Raw genomic sequence first — 17,063 nt, 5'->3', positions numbered from 1 at the left:
ATGGCGTGCACGTAACCCAGAGAGGCGTTGTTAAATGCCATGCCTGCGAGGAACTGCGCGTAAGCCATGGCTTCACGTGCCAGAGCATTGCTGCCATCTTCAACGGCAACCGGCAGATTTTCCGCAATCATGGTGACCGCTTTCAGCGCGCACGCATCGGTAATCGGGGTTGCAGCAATAGAAACGTAGGCTTCGATAGCGTGGGTCAGCGCATCCATTCCGGTGGCCGCCGTCAGAGACTTCGGCATACCGACCATCAGCGAGGAGTCATTGACCGACAGCAGCGGAGTGACGTGCTTGTCGACAATCGCCATTTTGATATGGCGTTCTTCATCGGTAATGATGCAGAAACGGGTCATTTCAGATGCTGTACCCGCCGTGGTGTTGATGGCAATCATCGGCAACTGCGGTTTTGCAGAGCGGTCAACGCCTTCGTAATCGCCGATATAGCCACCGTTAGCGGCCACCAGCGCAATGCCTTTCGCACAATCGTGTGGCGAACCGCCGCCGAGAGAAATAACGCTATCACAGTCGTTTTCTTTCAACATTTTCAGGCCAGCAGCTACGTTACTGGTCGTCGGGTTAGGATGCGTACCATCGTAAATTACGCTGAAAATATCATGTTCCTGTAATGCTTTTTGAATCTCGCCAGCCATACCTAATTTGGTCAACATGGCATCCGTGACAATCAGCGTGCGGCGAAAACCATATTCAGCCATGGTATTCATCGCGTCTTTTAATGAATCAGCGCCGATTATATTCACAGAAGGAATAAAAAATGTTGAAGCAGCCATTGTACGATCCTTAATTACTCTAAAGAGTCAGGAAGCATACGTGTGCATTTTCCAGCAAAATATGATCGCGGTTGTTATTTTAATCACATTCAAAATAAAAAAGCACATTAGGTTCATAATCTAATGTGCTGATTGCAATCAATATATATTTTGTATTAATTCATTTAATCTCTGAATTAATTGTTTCATTGTTTTTCAGGAAACAGTAATGCATCGCGTAATAAATGATCATTCCCGCGACGACGCGTAAAACCAATGCGGTCAAAATATTCCAGAATCTGGATAGCCAATTTACGCCCCACGTTAAGCCTGTCGCGAAAATCGGCGGCGCAGGTCGATCCTTTCTCCTGGTCCAGCTCGCGGATCATATTGGCGAAAGACACAATGCGATCGTTACGATAATAACGATCTTTCACGATCGCAGTAATAATGCCTTGCTGCGCCGCTTGTCGTAATACCACGCGCATCATTTGCTCATCCGTCCCGGTCTGTTTTGCCAGGTCGCGCACCCACCACGGCTCATCGCCAAAAAGCGGTTCTGCTTTTTGCCAGATAGCCTGCTGTTCATCGCTGAAACCCGCCTTGTGATCCGGCAAATGCAGCCAACCGTGATGGCTATGGATAGCGCCGCTCTCGCGCATCTTTTCAATCAGCAGCAATACCAGCGCTTCATCTTCCATCGGCAACGCCATACGACGCAGGCGTTCGCGCCCTGGCCCTGGCTCATCACGGTGCTGTTCGTGATAGGTCGCCAGCGTATCGAGGACTTTTCGCTGCCAACGCGCGGCAACGGGAGCATTCAACAGGCTATACCCCGCCTGAATAAAACCATGTTGCTCAATCAACGGACGCATACCGTTACCATTGAGCTGACGCGCCCAGGCGAAGTCAGGAATATTCACCGCCCCGCGCGACAGATGCAGCGCCAGGGCGTCGCCGTCGGTGTGCGCATTTTCGAGCGCCGACAACCACTGCAGATATTCCGGTTTACGCTTTCCGCGGCGCGGTGGGTTGAGCGTGACGACGCGTGCGCCAGCCAGCGTCGTGCGGGCAGAAATATCGCGCAGCACCAGGCGGTCGTTATCGGCGAGCCACAACGGTGTATCAAACACCAGTTCCGCCAGCGTACCTTCAAGCAATGAGATGCGCCCGGTGACATGGCTGGCCGCGTGGTGAATATGTAGCGGTTGCCACTGCATCAGCGGCGCGGCATGCTCTAAAGAGACAATCACGCGGGTAAAAGCCTCTGGCGGGACATCTGAAAGCAGCCAGTCGCCGCGATTTAGCGCTTCTTTTTGCGCATCGCCGGCAATATTCAGCGCAATACGCTGCCCGGCATGAGCATGCTCAGTAGCCTGATTTTGCGCATGCAAGCTACGTACGCGCATTGGCTTGTTGACGCCCGTCAGCCACAGCGTATCACCGACATTCACTTCACCGCTGAGCGCCGTCCCGGTCACCACCAGCCCTGCGCCTTTAACCGTAAAAGCACGGTCAATCGCCAGACGGAAGCTGTGATCGCGGGCATGCTCGCGCGAGGTTAATTGCAATAAATGGTCGCGTAGTTCTTCGATTCCACGGCCTTCACTGGCGGCAGTCACAAACAGAGCCGCATCGGCAAAACCATAGTTTTCCAGCGTGGTGTGTACCTCTTCACGCACCGTATTGATGCGGTCCTCATCCACGCGATCGGCTTTCGTGAGCGCCACGGTGATTTGCGGATTGCCCGTCAGTTGCAGAATTTGCAAATGTTCACGCGTTTGCGCCATCACGCCATCATCACAGGCGACAACCAGCAGCGCGTGGTCGATACCGCCTACACCCGCCAGCATGTTGGACAAAAACTTTTCATGTCCGGGAACATCAATAAACCCCAGCACCTGCCCATCCGGCTGCGGCCAGTAGGCATAGCCGAGATCGATGGTCATGCCACGCTTTTTTTCCTCCGGCAGACGGTCGGCATTCACCCCCGTAATTGCCTGTAATAACGTTGTTTTTCCGTGGTCAACGTGTCCGGCGGTTGCAATAATCATTTCAGCATCATCTCCATAAACCGGGTCTCGTCTTCAAGGCAGCGCAGATCCAGCCACATGCGGCCATCATAAATTCGCCCAATGATCGGCACGGGCAACGCACGCCAGCGGGCGGCCAGCGCGTCGAGGCGACTACCGCGCCCGTCATGTGGGGTAAAGGTCAATGCCGCGCTGGGTAACCTGTCGACAGGTAACGAACCGCTACCAATCTGCGACAGGCAAGGCATCACATTCAAAGCAAACTCGTCGCAGTAACGATCGGCAAGCTGCGCCTGTAATTGCTGGGCCTGCGTGTGGATCGCCTCTTGCGAGCGGGTGAGCTGGCGTAACGTCGGCAATTTCGCCGCCAGCGCTTCCGGATGCAGATAGAGCCGCAGCGTTGCTTCCAGCGCCGCCAGCGTCATTTTATCTGCCCGTAACGCACGTTTCAGCGGATGGCTCTGCAAGCGGGCGATCATCTCTTTTTTACCGACGATAATTCCGGCCTGTGGCCCACCCAGCAGTTTATCGCCAGAGAAGCTCACCAGACTCACGCCTGCGGCGATCAGTTGCTGCGGCATTGGCTCCTGCGGCAAACCATACTGACTGAGATCGACCAGCGAACCGCTGCCGAGATCCGCCACCACAGCTACATCCAGCTCCCGGCCAATGGCGGCCAACTCTGCCTCATCCACCGACTTCGTAAAGCCTTCAATGCTGTAATTACTGGTATGCACCTTCATCAGCAGGCCGGTATTTTCATTCACCGCCTGACGGTAATCCTTCGCGTGGGTCCGGTTGGTGGTCCCCACTTCGCGTAGCGTACATCCGGCCTGACACATCACATCAGGAATACGAAACGCGCCGCCAATTTCCACCAGCTCACCGCGCGAAACGACCACCTCTTTGCCGTTAGCCGTGGCGGCCAGCATCAGCAGAACCGCTGCCGCATTGTTATTCACGATACAAGCGTCTTCGGCCCCCGTCAGGCGACAGAGTAAATCCGCCAACGCCCGATCCCGATGTCCGCGCCCGGCATCATCCAGGCTGTATTCCAGCGTCACCGGCGTGCGCATCGCCTGCACCACCGCATCGATGGCTTCCTCGGCCTGCGACGCACGACCCAGGTTAGTATGCAGCACCGTTCCGGTCAGATTAATCACTGGACGCAACGCGCTTTGCGATTCACGTTCCAGCCGGGCTCTGGCTTCTTGCGCCCAGTCCTCACACCATGCCGGGAGCGCGTGGGCGTCGCGAATGGCTTCTCTGGCTTCGTCGAGCATGTGACGCAGCAGGTCAACTACCCGGGTATGACCGTGGGATTCACGTAAGGCGGAGAAAGCGCTATCGCGCAATAGACGATCGATAGCAGGAAGCTGGCTGTAGAGTGAACGCATGTCGGTTGTCATGAAAGGGCCTGGCTGTTGGTGGCCCTCTCCACCGCGGAGAGGGCTATCGATATAGGAAGGATTGTATCGTGACTTTGCTCAGGCGGACATAACGTGTATCAAGCCTTTGGCGGTTCCGTACGGGCAAAACTTTCGCGTTGAAAGAGCGTTTCCACCAGTTTGACCAGACGCGGGCGGTCCACACACCAGCCGGGCGCGACCCGACGGAAATTGAGATAGCCGACAGCGCAGGCAATCGCAATGGTGGCCAGGTTAACCGTATCCGTTTTCAGCGTACCGTTCGCCAGATAGCTTTCCAGCACATCCAGACTGCGGGTGATCTTCTCCCGCTGGCGTAACAACTCTGTTTCTGACTGCTGTGCGGCGGGGCGAGCCTGTTCGCGTACCGAGACTAAACCGGCATCCATAATGCCGTCTGCCAGCGCTTCCAACTGACGTACCTTCAGCGCCGCCAGCGGTTCACGCGGCAACATAGCTGGCGCAATATCCAGCAGCTCTATGTATTCCGCAATGATTGGAGAATCAAACCAATACTCGCCTTCATCAGTAACCAGCGCGGGCACTTTTCCTAACGGGTTATAGCGCGCCACGCCGCTATCCGCGTTGTAGGGGAGTTCATTTACAAATTCGAAGGTGATGCCCTTTTCCAGTAACAGAATAGAAATTTTACGCACAAAAGGGCTGGTATAGCTGCCAATGAGTTTCATGCCGGGTCCTTTTTGCCAACAAAAAGCTATGCCCAACGATTGGGGGGCACAGCTTAGTATGGCTCAGGTCAGCGCAAATGGCAGGTGATGACGGTCTCAATGATCCAAATAAAGGTAATGCATCCAGCTGGTCATGCGCAGCAGCACTTTACGCATCACCGACACATGGGCGAAATGGTCGGAATAGACCGCCACCTGGGCATAGATACCGTCCGGCAGCGCATCTACCTCGGCATTCGGATCCAGTTCAATGGTTGCCATTACGCCATCGGTACCCGGTACTACTGTTAAGGATTGTAATGCCCCCTGCGCCTGATAAGAACCTCCCGGCACAACGGGAAGGATACTGGTCAGCTTGCCGCTAAACACCTGGCCTGGCAGCGCGTTGAATACCACTTCGGCTTCATCGCCCGGTTCAAGACGCAGCAGTGAATTCTGGCGGAATTGCGCCACGATTTGCCGTTTTTGTTCAGGAATAAATACCATCACGGGTCGCAGAGGCAACGCGGCGGCGTAAGTCCCCGGGCGAATAAGCACCTGCGTCACGTAACCGTTGCTGGGCGCACGCACAACGGTCTGTTCAAGATTATATTTGGCTTCGGCAAGCTGGGCGCGCAGGGAGGCGACCTGGGATTGCTCACCGTTGACCATACTGTCTAACTGGCTCTGAATCTGGGTCTGTTCCGCTACTGAGCCTTTTACCAGCGCATCCTGAGCCAGATAGTTCTGGCGGGCATTGTCGATATCACTTTCGGAAAACGGGTTAACCTTCGCCTGGCTACCCTTCAAATAGCGCTGATAATCTTTATACAGGCGGTCACGTTCAGCAGACACGCGAGTGGTATTAGCGACCGCTTCCGACAGTTGCGCTTTCAAATTGTCGATGTTGTGGGTCGCGGTGACCAGGTCGGCCTGCAGCCGGTCAACTCGCGCCTGATAACGCACAGGATCGAGTTTAAATAACACTTCGCCTTTTTTAATCAGCTGATTATTTTTATCTGTTACCTCACTAACAATTCCTGTGACCTGTGGAGTGACGGGAATTGAAATAACCGCTTTTTGCGCCGTAAAGGTATACGGATGGTTATAGTTCATTAATAAGATGAGTCCCGCCACAATAAACACCCCACCTAATGCTGCGGTGGCAAGCGTCCACTGGTTTACCGGAATACGAAATATTTTAAAGATGGCCCAGGCGAATGCCACATAAGTCAGGACAATTAACAAATCCATGATTAAATCTCCGGAAAGGTGGAGTTATCGATTTTTTTATCCCCATCCAGTTTTTTTTCCAACTGGGCTATGCGCGCGGCCAGCACGGCGATTTCAGGGTCAGGTTCCTTTCCGGTCGGCGTGATGTGCGACTGCATCCCCCACCCCTTTTCGGGCTGGTAGAGCGTGGCCCAAATCCACAGGAACGGCCAAATAACATGCAACGTAAAAAGACTTACCCACCCTGCCGTATGGATAGCGTCGGCATGCGGATGGTTGCGCTTTTTAGCGATGTTATAGGGAATGTCATGGATGGCGATGATTCCGTAAAACAGAACCAGAAAAACGAAGATCAGCACGCCTAACGCGAAATAATTTAGAAACATACCTGCCTCGAATTCACGCTAATTAGAGTTTTTTTATGCCGGCAGCCGTACGCATCCTGGCTGATGCTTTGAACATAACCGCAGTTTGCGGTTTTCGCCATACCACAAAAAAAATATTTTTTCTGGTTTTAAGTTGCTTTATCTGGCAAGAAAAATATGAGCTCCAGAACCCGTCGCAGATCACATTTGGTTAAACCGAGACAAAAATACTTTGTGAATCACATCACAAAAATTCAACAAACAGCAAATACAAAAACGTGAATAAGATCACATTTAACCGCCATTTTTCGCGATTACTTGCACTGTGATGTTTTTTTGTACCATTATTTTGTGATGAAAATCACATTAACTGACACCACACACCCTATATTTACGTGACCAACATCACATTAAAGGCCGTCGACTGGACAGTTGAACGATTCAGTGCCAGATTTCGCAGTATCTACAGGGTCCGGCTACCTCCTGCCGCTACATTAACAAACCTCGGGCTTTCAGCCTGCGCGATAGCAAACATAAGAAGGGGTGTTTTTATGTCATCCGATATTAAGATCAAGGTGCAAAGCTTTGGTCGATTCCTCAGCAATATGGTGATGCCAAATATCGGCGCGTTTATCGCGTGGGGTATTATCACCGCATTATTCATTCCGACAGGGTGGTTGCCGAACGAAACGCTGGCGAAGCTGGTCGGTCCGATGATCACCTATCTGCTGCCGCTGCTGATCGGTTATACCGGTGGTAAGCTGGTGGGTGGCGAGCGTGGCGGCGTGGTTGGTGCTATCACCACCATGGGCGTTATCGTCGGCGCGGATATGCCGATGTTCCTTGGCTCCATGATCGCAGGCCCGCTGGGCGGCTACTGCATCAAAAAATTCGATAACTGGGTAGACGGTAAGATCAAATCCGGTTTTGAGATGCTGGTGAATAACTTCTCCGCAGGCATCATCGGTATGATCCTCGCCATCCTGGCTTTCCTCGGCATTGGTCCATTGGTTGAAGGTCTGTCCAAAATTCTGGCGGCAGGCGTTAACTTCATGGTTGTCCATGACATGCTGCCGCTGGCGTCTATCTTCGTTGAACCGGCAAAAATTCTGTTCCTCAACAACGCCATCAACCACGGTATTTTCTCACCGCTGGGTATTCAGCAGTCCCATGAGATGGGCAAATCCATCTTCTTCCTGATTGAAGCTAACCCAGGTCCGGGTATGGGCGTCCTGCTGGCGTACATGTTCTTTGGTCGCGGCAGCGCTAAGCAGTCTGCGGGCGGCGCGGCTATCATCCACTTCCTGGGCGGTATCCACGAAATTTACTTCCCGTACGTGCTGATGAACCCACGTCTGATTCTGGCCGTTATCCTTGGCGGTATGACTGGCGTATTCACCCTGACCATCCTGAATGGCGGTCTGGTTTCTCCGGCTTCTCCTGGCTCGATTCTGGCCGTGCTGGCGATGACGCCAAAAGGCGCTTACTTCGCAAACATCGCTGCTATCTGTGCCGCCATGGCGGTCTCCTTTGTGGTCTCAGCTATCCTGCTGAAAACCAGCAAAGTGAAAGAAGAAGACGATATTGATGCGGCGACCCGTCGTATGCAGGACATGAAAGCGGAATCTAAAGGCGCATCTCCGCTGGCGGCTGGCGACGTGACCAACGACCTGAGCCATGTACGTAAAATCATCGTGGCTTGCGATGCCGGTATGGGTTCCAGCGCCATGGGCGCAGGCGTACTGCGTAAGAAAGTGCAGGATGCCGGTCTGTCTCAGATTTCCGTCACCAACAGCGCGATTAACAATCTGCCGCCGGATGTGGATCTGGTCATTACCCACCGCGACCTGACTGAACGTGCGATGCGTCAGGTGCCTCAGGCACAGCACATCTCGCTGACTAACTTCCTCGACAGCGGTCTGTATACCAGCCTGACCGAACGTCTGGTCGCTGCACAGCGCCACAACGTGAACGAAGAGAAAGTCCGCGATCACCTGAAAGACAGCTTTGATGAGGGTGATACCCATCTGTTCAAACTGGGTGTGGAAAATATCTTCCTTGGCCGGAAAGCCTCTAACAAAGAAGAAGCGATTCGCTTTGCCGGTGAACAACTGGTGAAAGGCGGCTATGTTGAGCCGGAATACGTCGATGCCATGCTGGACCGCGAAAAGCTGACGCCGACTTACCTCGGTGAATCCATCGCAGTACCGCACGGTACGGTAGAAGCCAAAGACCGCGTGCTGAAAACCGGCGTGGTGTTCTGCCAGTACCCGGAAGGCGTACGCTTTGGTGAAGAAGAAGACGATATTGCCCGTCTGGTCATTGGTATCGCCGCACGTAACAATGAGCACATCCAGGTCATCACCAGCCTGACCAACGCGCTGGATGATGAATCCGTGATCGAACGTCTGGCCCATACCACCAGCGTGGATGAAGTTCTGGAACTGCTGGCAGGTCGTAAGTAAGCGTTATTGCCCGGTGGCGCTCACGCTTACCGGGCCTACAAAATCCTCTCCCTTGTGGAGAGGGTTAGGTTGAGGGGAAAGCTATGCGGTCCCTCACCCCAGCCCTCTTGGGTAAAAACATTAATGAAGGTTAATACTATGAAAGCATTACATTTTGGCGCAGGTAATATCGGTCGTGGCTTTATCGGCAAACTGCTGGCGGACGCGGGGATACAGCTGACGTTTGCAGATGTAAACCAGGTCGTGCTCGATGCCCTGAATGCCCGTCATAGCTATCAGGTTCATGTTGTGGGTGAAAACGAGCAGGTTGATACCGTTTCCGGCGTCAACGCCGTCAGCAGCATCGGCGATGATGTCGTCGATCTGATTGCCCACGTTGATTTAATCACTACTGCCGTAGGTCCGGTTGTGCTTGAGCGTATCGCTCCGGCCATCGCTAAAGGGCTGGTAAAACGCAAAGCGCAGGGCATCTCTACCCCGCTGAATATCATCGCCTGTGAAAACATGGTGCGCGGAACCACGCAGCTGAAAGGCCACGTCATGAACGCGCTGGCAGATGAAGACAAAGCCTGGGTTGAAGAACATGTTGGCTTTGTCGATTCCGCCGTGGATCGCATCGTGCCGCCATCTGCTTCTGCGACCAACGATCCGCTGGAAGTTACCGTCGAAACATTTAGCGAGTGGATTGTCGACCAAACGCAGTTCAAAGGCGAGCTGCCAAACATCCCGGGAATGGAATTAACTGATAACCTGATGGCATTTGTCGAACGTAAACTCTTCACGCTGAACACCGGGCATGCTATAACCGCGTACCTCGGAAAATTGACCGGTCATCAGACCATCCGTGACGCGATTCTCGACGAGAAAATCCGCGCAGTGGTAAAAGGTGCAATGGAAGAGAGCGGCGCGGTACTGATCAAACGCTACGGTTTTGATGCCGATAAACACGCGGCTTATATCCAGAAGATCCTCGGTCGTTTTGAAAACCCGTATCTGAAAGATGATGTTGAGCGCGTTGGACGTCAGCCGCTGCGTAAACTGAGTGCAGGCGACCGTCTGATTAAACCGCTGCTGGGCACGCTGGAGTATGGTCTACCGCACGTTAATCTGGTTACCGGTATTGCTGCTGCAATGCATTACCGCAGTGAAGAAGATCCGCAGGCACAGGAACTGGCCGCGCTGATTGACGAAAAAGGTCCACAGGCCGCGCTGGCGCAGGTATCCGGTCTGGATGCCAACAGTGATGTGGTGGCGGAGGCGGTTAACGCATATAACGCGACCAAATGATAGAGAATGTGGCGCAGGTCAGCCTGCGCCCGAATGACAGATTGTCAGATATGCAGGCAATAATGGAACAAACGCAGGCCTTTGAAAATCGTGTGCTTGAGCGTCTGAATGCTGGCAAAACCGTACGCAGCTTCCTCATCACCGCCGTAGAACTGCTCACCGAGGCGGTGAATATCCTTGTGCTTCAGGTATTTCGCAAAGATGACTATGCGGTGAAATATGCCGTAGAACCGTTGCTCGACGGCGACGGTCCATTGGGCGATCTTTCGGTTCGTTTGAAGCTAATCTACGGTCTGGGCGTACTCAGCCGCCCGGAGTATGAAGATGCGGAGCTTCTGATGGCGCTGCGGGAAGAGCTGAATCACGACGGCAATGAGTATGCGTTTACCGACGACGAGATTCTTGGGCCGTTTGGCGAGCTTCACTGCGTGACGGCACTCCCGCCGCCGCCACAGTTTGATACCTCAGACTCAGGTTTGCACGCCATGCAAATCCAGCGCTACCAGCAAATGGTACGCTCCACGATGGTACTTTCCCTGACCGAGCTGATTTCTAAAATCAGCTTAAAAAAAGCCTTTCAAAAATAAGGCCATGCAGGCTTATTTCTCTTCCTGCTGCGGTCGATAAAGCTGTCGATAGTACGCCAGACGTTGCAGATACAGCTGCGCATTCTCCTGCGGTATTTCAGAAGGGACAACGTTGCGCGGCGGTGTTTTATTCAGATACTCACGAAAAGCCTGGCTTGAGGCCATGAAATCAACAGTCTTATCAATAAGGACCGAAACATTCTCACCTATTTTCGCCATAATCTTCCCTCCTCCATGTATTAACCACGCTTAGCCTGCGCGGTTGATCATTTAAGTTTAGGATCGGTTGGGCGATTATATTGAGGAAAACGTGCTTCGCTATCAACCCGCCAACAGAAAGCGCCATCGCCGATCTTATTGCTTAAAATTCCTTATTAATCAAAAGCGTAATATTATCATTAGCTGATTAATACTTGCGGCATTTGATTATTTACCTTCGATTTGTTGTGAAGAATCCCGCTCTGCGCGCATACTATAGGATATACATTCTATTTTTTATCAGAAGCTATCCTATGAAAGAAGTCGAAAAAAACGAAATTAAACGCCTGAGCGATCGCCTGGACGCTATCCGCCACCAGCAGGCTGACCTGTCGCTGGTTGAAGCCGCTGACAAATATGCCGAGCTGGAAAAAGAGAAAGAAACCCTGGAAGCCGAGATCGCGCGCCTGCGTGAAGTACACGGCCAGAAGCTGAGCAAAGAAGCGCACAAGCTCACGAAACTTCCCTTCCGCCGCGCCATTACCAAAAAAGAACAGGCCGACATGGGCAAGCTGAAGAAAAGCGTGCGTGGTCTGATTGTCGTCCACCCGATGACCGAACTTGGCCGTGAAATGGGCCTGAAAGAGATGACAGGCTTCGCAAAAACCGAGTTCTGATCTCCTGCCGGGCAACATCCGTTTGCCCGGTCTTTCCCGCACCGCCAATTGGCCCTACCAATTATAACCAGATCCTACCATCACCTCACATTTCATTAAAATTCGCGTACAATACCGTTGCCAATAAATAACATCTGATTAACCATTCATTGTCATTACCCCTACACAACAATATTGGCAGGGCCACTTTTACACATAATGTGACGAAGAGATGAGCAAAGACTCATTTCATTATGTCTGAGGCCCCCAGGAGACCTGCAATGAATCTCTGGCAACAGAACTACGATCCAGCCGGTAACATCTGGCTTTCCAGTCTGATCGCATCGCTCCCAATCCTGTTCTTTTTCTTCGCCCTGATTAAGCTCAAGCTGAAAGGCTATGTTGCGGCGTCATGGACGGTGGTGATTGCTCTGGCTGTCGCCCTACTGTTCTACAAAATGCCGGTCGATCACGCTCTGGCCTCGGTGGTGTACGGCTTCTTTTATGGTCTGTGGCCGATTGCCTGGATAATCATCGCAGCGGTATTCGTCTATAAAATCTCGGTAAAAACCGGGCAGTTCGACATCATCCGTTCATCAATACTCTCCATTACCCCAGACCAGCGTCTGCAAATGCTGATCGTTGGTTTCTCCTTTGGGGCATTCCTTGAAGGTGCAGCTGGCTTTGGCGCGCCGGTCGCCATTACCGCCGCGCTGCTGGTGGGGCTTGGCTTTAACCCGCTGTATGCGGCGGGGTTGTGCCTGATCGTGAATACCGCGCCGGTCGCCTTTGGCGCAATGGGCATTCCGATTCTGGTTGCCGGTCAGGTTACCGGACTGGACAGCTTTGAGATTGGCCAGATGGTCGGTCGTCAGTTGCCGTTCCTGACGATTATCGTGCTGTTCTGGATTATGGCGATTATGGATGGCTGGCGCGGCGTGAAAGAAACCTGGCCTGCGGTAATGGTCGCTGGCGGCTCGTTTGCTATCGCCCAATACCTCAGCTCGAACTTTATTGGGCCGGAACTGCCGGACATTATCTCTTCGCTGGTCTCACTGGTGTGTCTGACGCTGTTCCTGAAACGCTGGCAGCCGGTACGTATCTTCCGCTTCGGCGACATGGGCGCTTCGCAGGTCGATATGGACCTGTCGCGCACCCGCTACACTGCGGGGCAAATCATCCGCGCCTGGTCTCCATTCCTGTTCCTGACAGCCACCGTCACGCTGTGGAGCATACCACCGTTTAAAGCGCTGTTTGCGCCGGGTGGCGCAATGTACCACTGGGTAGTGAATGTTCCGGTTCCGTTCCTCGACAAGCTGGTAGCCCGTATGCCGCCGGTCGTACACGAAGCCACAGCCTACGCGGCAGTGTACAAATTTGACTGGTTCTCCGCGACCGGTACCGCGATTCTGTTTGCCGCCCTGCTGTCTATCGTCTGGTTGAAGATGAAGCCGTCCGCTGCGCTGCAGACCTTTGGCAACACGCTAAAAGATCTGGCGCTACCGATCTATTCCATCGGGATGGTGCTGGCATTCGCATTTATCTCTAACTACTCGGGGCTTTCATCAACCCTGGCGTTGGCCCTGGCGCACACCGGCAGCGCGTTTACTTTCTTCTCGCCGTTCCTCGGCTGGCTGGGGGTATTCCTGACCGGGTCCGATACCTCATCTAACGCCCTGTTTGCCGCCCTGCAGGCCACCGCGGCTCAGCAAATCGGCGTTTCGGATGTGCTGATGGTGGCGGCAAATACCACCGGCGGCGTTACCGGCAAGATGATCTCTCCACAGTCTATCGCTATCGCCTGTGCGGCAGTGGGATTAGTGGGGAAAGAGTCTGATCTGTTCCGCTTTACCGTGAAACATAGCCTGATTTTCACCTGCATGGTGGGAGTGATTACCACCCTGCAGGCCTATGTCTTAACCTGGATGATTCCATGATAGTGATGCCCAGACGCCTGTCCGACGAAGTCGCTTCTCGTGTGCGGGCGCTGATTGAAGAACAACAGCTGGAGGCGGGCATGAAGTTGCCCGCTGAGCGCCAGTTGGCCGTACAGCTCGGCGTATCGCGCAACTCGCTGCGCGAGGCGTTAGCAAAGCTGGTGAGTGAAGGCGTGTTAATCAGCCGTCGCGGCGGCGGGACGTTTGTTCGCTGGCAGCATGAAGCCTGGTCTGAACAAAACATCGTTCAGCCGCTGAAATCCTTGATGGCGGACGATCCTGATTACAGCTTCGATATTCTGGAAGCCCGCCACGCCATTGAAGCCAGTACCGCCTGGCACGCAGCCATGCGGGCCACCAGCGCCGACAAAGAGAAGATCAGACTCTGTTTCGAGGCCACGCAGAGCGAAGATCCGGATCTCGCTTCGCAAGCGGACGTGCGCTTTCATCTCGCCATTGCGGAAGCCTCGCATAACGTGGTGCTGTTACAGACCATGCGCGGTTTCTTCGACGTATTGCAGTCTTCGGTTAAACAGAGCCGCCAACGTATGTACCTTGTGCCGCCCGTATTTTCACAGCTTACAGAACAACATCAGGCCGTGCTGGACGCCATTGTCGCTGGTGATGCCGATGGCGCACGTAAGGCCATGATGGCGCACCTCAGCTTTGTCCACACCACGATTAAACAATTTGATGAAGATCAGGCCCGCCAGGCGCGTATCACCCGCCTGCCCGGTGACCCTGGTGAGAATAGCAGGGAGAACAACACATGATTATTTCAGCCGCCAGCGACTATCGCGCCGCCGCCCAACGTATTTTGCCCCCGTTCTTGTTCCACTACATTGACGGCGGCGCATATGCCGAGCGCACTCTGCGCCGTAACGTCGAAGACCTGTCAGAAGTGGCGCTGCGCCAGCGTGTGCTGAAGAATATGTCCGATCTGAGCCTCGAGACAAAGCTGTTCAACGAAACGCTCTCCATGCCCGTGGCCCTCGCGCCTGTCGGCCTGTGCGGAATGTATGCGCGTCGGGGAGAAGTGCAGGCCGCCGCTGCCGCTGACGCCAAAGGCATTCCGTTTACGCTTTCCACGGTTTCCGTATGTCCAATTGAAGAAGTCGCTCCGACCATCAAGCGTCCGATGTGGTTCCAGTTATATGTTCTGCGCGATCGTGGTTTTATGCGCAACGCGCTGGAACGCGCCAAAGCGGCGGGCTGCTCCACGTTGGTCTTTACCGTCGATATGCCTACGCCGGGCGCACGCTACCGTGACGCCCATTCCGGTATGAGCGGTCCCAATGCCGCGCTGCGTCGTTACTGGCAAGCGGTTACCCATCCGCAGTGGGCATGGGACGTGGGCCTGAATGGTCGCCCACATGACTTAGGCAATATCTCAACCTATCTTGGCAAACCTACCGGCCTTGAGGATTACATTGGCTGGCTGGCGAATAACTTCGATCCGTCAATTTCGTGGAAAGACCTTGAGTGGATCCGCGAATTCTGGGATGGCCCGATGGTGATCAAAGGGATCCTCGATCCGGAAGATGCCCGCGATGCCGTCCGTTTTGGCGCGGATGGCATTGTTGTTTCTAACCATGGTGGCCGCCAGTTAGATGGTGTGCTGTCTTCTGCTCGCGCGCTGCCCGCCATTGCCGATGCGGTGAAAGGCGATATCACTATTCTGGCAGACAGCGGGATCCGTAACGGTCTGGACGTTGTGCGCATGATTGCGCTGGGCGCGGATAGCGTGCTGCTGGGGCGTGCTTATCTGTACGCACTCGCAACCCACGGCCAGGCCGGTGTAGCGAACCTGTTGAACCTGATCGAGAAAGAGATGAAGGTGGCGATGACCTTAACCGGTGCGAAATCGATTAGCGAAATCAGCCGCGATTCACTGGTACAGGAGCTGGGTAAGAACCTGCCAGCTGCATTAGCGCCTCTGGCTCAGGGTAGCGCTGCGTAACACTATCTCTCGTAAAATCGCGTTTTCTGCATGGTCGGCCTGTTCTCAGCCCGACCATTTTTTATGCAAAAATAACGACTGGTTAACATTTACAACCAATATATTTGACAACTTTTTATCCACCTGCCAAATGTATATACAAGCTAATACAAGAGCATTTTATACAGATACCCAAATAATTCGAGCTGCAGGAAGGCGGCAACGCAGCGAATCTCAGGAGCGTACATAAGTACGTGACTGGGGTGAGCGAGGAAAGCCAACGCACATGCAGCTTGAAGTATGACGGGTAGATAACAACCATCATAACGGGCGAGGGTGACATGGCTTATTCCGGTAAAGTGAATATCCAGCAGGCGATAGACGACAGTCCTTTTTCACGCTTCCATTGGGTGATTATTGTCCTGGGCTTTCTGGTGTTAGCCATTGACGGCTTCGATACGGCGGCGATGGGTTATATTGCGCCCACGCTCTCTGCTGACTGGGGCATCCAGAAGCAGGATCTCGGGCCTGTTTTAAGCGCCGCATTATTGGGTCTCTCATTTGGCGCATTATTAGCCGGACCGATTTCCGATCGGATGGGCCGTAAGCGCGTACTGGTCTTTTCCTGCCTGTTCTTTGGCCTCGCCAGTCTCGGCACCGCCTACGCACAGACGCTGAATATGTTAACGTTCTGGCGCTTCCTCACCGGGCTTGGACTCGGCGCAGCAATGCCCAATGCCATTACTCTGGTGTCAGAATTTGCGCCCAAACGCTGCCGTTCGATGGCAATAAACACCATGTATTGCGGCTTTCCATTAGGGGCTGCGGGCGGTGGCGTCATCTCGTCCTGGCTGATCCCCAACTACGGCTGGCACAGCGTGCTGCTCGCTGGCGCAATCGCCCCACTGACGCTCACCGTGCTGTTGGTGCTGTTCCTGCCGGAGTCGGTTAAGTATTTGGTGCACCGTGGCAAAAGCGTTGCGCAGGTGAAACGTATTGCCCAACGCTTTATGTCGGGCAGTCTGGAACAGGTCACCCAGTTTTATCTGGATGAAGACAAGGTTACGGTCAAAAAAGGCAGCGTGGCGCAGTTGTTCAGTATGCCCTGGCTGCCGGGCACGCTGATGCTGTGGATGACCTACTTTATGGGACTGGTTATCTATTACGTACTGCTGAGCTGGATGCCCACTCTGATGTTGGGCATGGGCTATCCGCTGGCGGAATCGGCCTGGTTAACTTCGCTGTTTACCTTCGGCGGTACGACCGGGATCCTGCTGGCCGGTTGGTTAATGGATCGCTGGGAAGCACATAAAGTGGTATCACTCGGCTTTATTCTGACGATGCTGTTTGCCCTCGCCCTCGGGTTTGAGCATAACCATATCATCCTGTTCGGCGCCCTGATCTTCCTGATGGGGATTACCATGAACGGTGCGCAATCCGGGCTGCAGACGCTGGCCGCAACGTTCTATCCTACCCACTGCCGCGCGACGGGTAT

Annotated in this window: 15 protein-coding genes; 8 read left to right on the top strand and 7 right to left on the bottom strand. The window is 53.7% G+C overall.

Going from position 1 to position 17,063, the window contains the following annotated elements; genetic code table 11:
- The 6 genes from KQJ18_RS13915 to KQJ18_RS13890 form a co-directional block, all read right to left on the bottom strand.
- The coding region (locus KQJ18_RS13915; RefSeq protein ID WP_216422132.1) for an iron-containing alcohol dehydrogenase at positions 1–794 on the bottom strand (794 nt) is incomplete at its 3' end.
- Between the two features lie 185 nt (positions 795–979).
- Positions 980–2,827, bottom strand: a complete 1,848-nt coding sequence (gene selB / locus KQJ18_RS13910) for a selenocysteine-specific translation elongation factor (protein ID WP_085049091.1) — start codon at positions 2,825–2,827, stop codon at positions 980–982.
- Positions 2,824–4,215: an L-seryl-tRNA(Sec) selenium transferase gene (gene selA, locus KQJ18_RS13905; RefSeq protein ID WP_137351228.1), complete on the bottom strand. Its 1,392-nt coding sequence runs from the start codon at positions 4,213–4,215 to the stop codon at positions 2,824–2,826. Before selA ends, selB begins: the two co-directional genes overlap by 4 nt.
- A 98-nt stretch (positions 4,216–4,313) precedes the next feature.
- A complete protein-coding gene (locus KQJ18_RS13900) occupies positions 4,314–4,922 on the bottom strand; it encodes a glutathione S-transferase (RefSeq protein WP_204526321.1) in 609 nt (202 codons plus the stop codon).
- Positions 4,923–5,018: 96 nt separating this feature from the next.
- Positions 5,019–6,155 (bottom strand): HlyD family secretion protein, encoded by a 1,137-nt coding sequence (locus KQJ18_RS13895; protein ID WP_038635278.1) that lies wholly within the window; start codon positions 6,153–6,155, stop codon positions 5,019–5,021.
- Positions 6,156–6,157: 2 nt separating this feature from the next.
- Positions 6,158–6,520 (bottom strand): DUF3302 domain-containing protein, encoded by a 363-nt coding sequence (locus KQJ18_RS13890; protein ID WP_069323722.1) that lies wholly within the window; start codon positions 6,518–6,520, stop codon positions 6,158–6,160.
- Positions 6,521–7,050: 530 nt separating this feature from the next.
- Between KQJ18_RS13890 and mtlA the strand changes: the two genes are divergently transcribed.
- From mtlA to mtlR, 3 genes are all read left to right on the top strand, one after another.
- A complete protein-coding gene (gene mtlA / locus KQJ18_RS13885; RefSeq protein WP_216422131.1) occupies positions 7,051–8,964 on the top strand; it encodes a PTS mannitol transporter subunit IICBA in 1,914 nt (637 codons plus the stop codon).
- 138 nt (positions 8,965–9,102) lie between these two features.
- On the top strand, positions 9,103–10,251 hold the full coding sequence (gene mtlD, locus KQJ18_RS13880) for a mannitol-1-phosphate 5-dehydrogenase (protein ID WP_121529697.1): 1,149 nt from the start codon (positions 9,103–9,105) through the stop codon (positions 10,249–10,251).
- A complete protein-coding gene (mtlR, locus tag KQJ18_RS13875; protein ID WP_005120486.1) occupies positions 10,248–10,838 on the top strand; it encodes a mannitol operon repressor MtlR in 591 nt (196 codons plus the stop codon). Before mtlD ends, mtlR begins: the two co-directional genes overlap by 4 nt.
- A 12-nt stretch (positions 10,839–10,850) precedes the next feature.
- On the opposite strand, the gene KQJ18_RS13870 is transcribed toward mtlR, so the two are convergent.
- On the bottom strand, positions 10,851–11,057 hold the full coding sequence (locus KQJ18_RS13870) for a hypothetical protein (protein WP_003827334.1): 207 nt from the start codon (positions 11,055–11,057) through the stop codon (positions 10,851–10,853).
- Positions 11,058–11,350: 293 nt separating this feature from the next.
- Between KQJ18_RS13870 and KQJ18_RS13865 the strand changes: the two genes are divergently transcribed.
- The 5 genes from KQJ18_RS13865 to KQJ18_RS13845 all read left to right on the top strand — a co-directional run.
- Entirely contained in the window at positions 11,351–11,713 is a 363-nt protein-coding gene (locus KQJ18_RS13865; RefSeq protein ID WP_038635293.1) for a YibL family ribosome-associated protein, read from the top strand.
- A gap of 260 nt (positions 11,714–11,973) precedes the next feature.
- The gene (gene lldP / locus KQJ18_RS13860) at positions 11,974–13,629 is read left to right on the top strand and encodes an L-lactate permease (protein ID WP_038635296.1); all 1,656 of its coding nucleotides are present in this window, start codon (positions 11,974–11,976) and stop codon (positions 13,627–13,629) included.
- A complete protein-coding gene (gene lldR, locus KQJ18_RS13855) occupies positions 13,626–14,402 on the top strand; it encodes a transcriptional regulator LldR (RefSeq protein WP_006687599.1) in 777 nt (258 codons plus the stop codon). The genes lldP and lldR overlap by 4 nt, the downstream gene beginning before the upstream one ends.
- Positions 14,399–15,589 (top strand): FMN-dependent L-lactate dehydrogenase LldD, encoded by a 1,191-nt coding sequence (lldD, locus tag KQJ18_RS13850; protein ID WP_038635300.1) that lies wholly within the window; start codon positions 14,399–14,401, stop codon positions 15,587–15,589. Before lldR ends, lldD begins: the two co-directional genes overlap by 4 nt.
- Before the next feature lie 320 nt (positions 15,590–15,909).
- Positions 15,910–17,063 (top strand): aromatic acid/H+ symport family MFS transporter (locus tag KQJ18_RS13845; protein ID WP_216422130.1); only part of this gene is annotated, 1,154 nt, incomplete at its 3' end.

The organism is Citrobacter sp. S55_ASV_140, assembly GCF_018919505.1.
Taxonomy (GTDB): Bacteria; Pseudomonadota; Gammaproteobacteria; order Enterobacterales; family Enterobacteriaceae; genus Citrobacter; species Citrobacter werkmanii.
Note: the sequence above shows the minus strand (reverse complement) of the source record. Positions and strands in the feature narration are given on the sequence as shown.